General features: G+C 43.9%; 1 protein-coding gene. It reads right to left on the bottom strand.

The features are described 5' to 3' along the window. Positions 1-109: 109 nt before the first annotated feature. Positions 110-1888 (bottom strand): non-ribosomal peptide synthetase, encoded by a 1779-nt coding sequence (locus F6K18_RS35985; RefSeq protein ID WP_287528147.1) that lies wholly within the window; start codon positions 1886-1888, stop codon positions 110-112. Between the last annotated feature and the right edge of the window lie 235 nt (positions 1889-2123).

Raw genomic sequence — 2123 nt, 5'->3', positions numbered from 1 at the left:
GGCGGATGGAATTTCACCATCAAGGGCATAAGAGTTTTCACAGGTCGGAATTATTGGTTCCATGTCGTGACCTGGAAGGCTAGCTATATCTGCTTTTCAGCAGCCTTGACTAGCCAACGAGTCGCACAATTGCAAGAGCCATGTTAGCCAAATCGGGTGCTTCTAACAAGGTTCGTAGGGGCAAATCAATGCCAAAAGCTTGTCTGACTTGGAAAAGCAGCCGAATGGCTTGGAGAGAATTTCCGCCTAATTCAAAGAAGTTGTCTTGTACTCCAATGGGATGGATATCTAAAACCTGACTCCAAATTTTGGCTAGTTTGATTTCGAGGGAGTTACCGGGTGGGATAAATTCTTGCTCTAGAATGGGTCTTTCGGGATTGAGTGCAGGGAGCGATCGCCTGTCTATTTTACCGTTTGGCGTGAGGGGCAACTCATCTAAAACCACAAATGCAGAAGGCATCATGTATTCGGGCAGCTTTGCTTGAATAAGTCTTCGCAATTCTGGCACAATTGCTGTCCGAGATTCTTCAGCAAGAGTAGTGACAATATAGGCGACTAAGCGCTTGTCACCCGGAATATCTTCCCTAGCAATTACTGCAGCTTGTCTCACCACAGGGTGTTGAGTTAGTACCCCTTCAATTTCCCCCAGTTCAATGCGGAAGCCTCGAATTTTCACCTGATGATCACCACGACCCAGTAACTCAATCTTTCCATCAGGAAGATAACGAGCTAAGTCTCCAGTTTTGTAGAGATAACTAGATTTTGAATAATCAAAGGGGTTTTGTATGAATTTTTCTGCGGTTAATTCTGGGCGGTTGAGATACCCTCTAACTAAATATTCTCCGCCAACGTAAAGTTCCCCAGTTTCTGTGATCGCAACAGGCTGCATTTGTGGGTCGAGAATATAAATTGGCAGTTTGGTAATTGGGTGAGTTCGAGAAAAATTGTGGGGTTCAGGTTCCGGTTGACAGTGCTTGTAGCTCACCACAACTGTTTCGCTAGAGCCATAGATTTCAATGATTTCAGAATTTGCCAGACGCTCCCAACAGCATTGTTTGAGAGCAAAGGGAAAAGCCTCGCCACCGACAAAAACTCGTCTGAGATCCTGACAAGTTTTTAACTTTGGCTCTTCAAGAAAAATTGAGAGCATCGAGGAGACAAAATAAGCAATCGTAATTTGCGCTTGGGCAATGAGCCGAACGATGTAAGCACTATCTTTCTCTCCATCGGGTTTGGCAACAATCACACAAGCTCCAGCCATTAGCGGCCAAAATAACTCCCAGCGGCTGGAGACATCAAAGCTAAGAGAGGCTTTGTGCAGAACGCGATCGCTCCTTTGATAGGGAAAAGTCTCTTGCAGCCAGCGCCAGCTTTGACAAACTGCTCGATGGGGCATCATTACCCCTTTGGGCTTTCCAGTCGAACCAGAGGTATAGGTAATATAAGCTAAGTTTTCCGGCTCAATCTCACAAACTGGGTTCGTCTGACTTTCTACAGCTATTTTCTGCCAATCTGTATCCAAACAAACCAGATGTCCTTGATAGTCTGGAACTCTCTCAATCAATTTCTGTTGCGTTAATAGCACTGATACCTGGGTATCAGATAGCATGAACTGCAAACGCTCTTGAGGATAGGATGGATCTAAAGGCACATAAGCACCCCCCGCTTTCAATATCCCTAAAAGTCCAATCACAGTATCGAGAGAACGTTCCACACAAATCCCGACAAGAGTTTCTGGTTTGACACCCAAGGAACGCAAATACCAGGCTAATTGGTTGGCTTTGGCATTGAGTTCCCAGTAGGTTAACGGTTGATTCTCAAACACAGCCGCAATCGTTTGAGGCGTTCGTTTGACCTGGGCTTCAAATAACTGAACTATAGTATCCATTTTTAGGTTTTAGGTTTTGGGTTTTGGGTTTTGGGTTTTGGGTTTTAGGTAAGATGCTAATTATTCGGATAGCTTAACTAGACTTTAGGAAAAAAGTTAAATAAAATTACCTCAATCTTTTATCAGAAGGAGATTATACCTGAGTATATCCCCAAACCAATCCCAGATTGGCTTGATGTAGAGCAAAAATATCTTGATGATCTTGCAACCAACAAAAAAAGTTGTCAGAAATACT

This window comes from Okeania sp. SIO2C2 (genome assembly GCF_010692625.1).
In the GTDB taxonomy this organism is placed as follows: Bacteria; Cyanobacteriota; Cyanobacteriia; order Cyanobacteriales; family Microcoleaceae; genus Okeania; species Okeania hirsuta.
The sequence above is the reverse complement of the archived record's forward strand: the minus strand, read 5'-3'. Positions and strand labels throughout refer to the sequence as shown.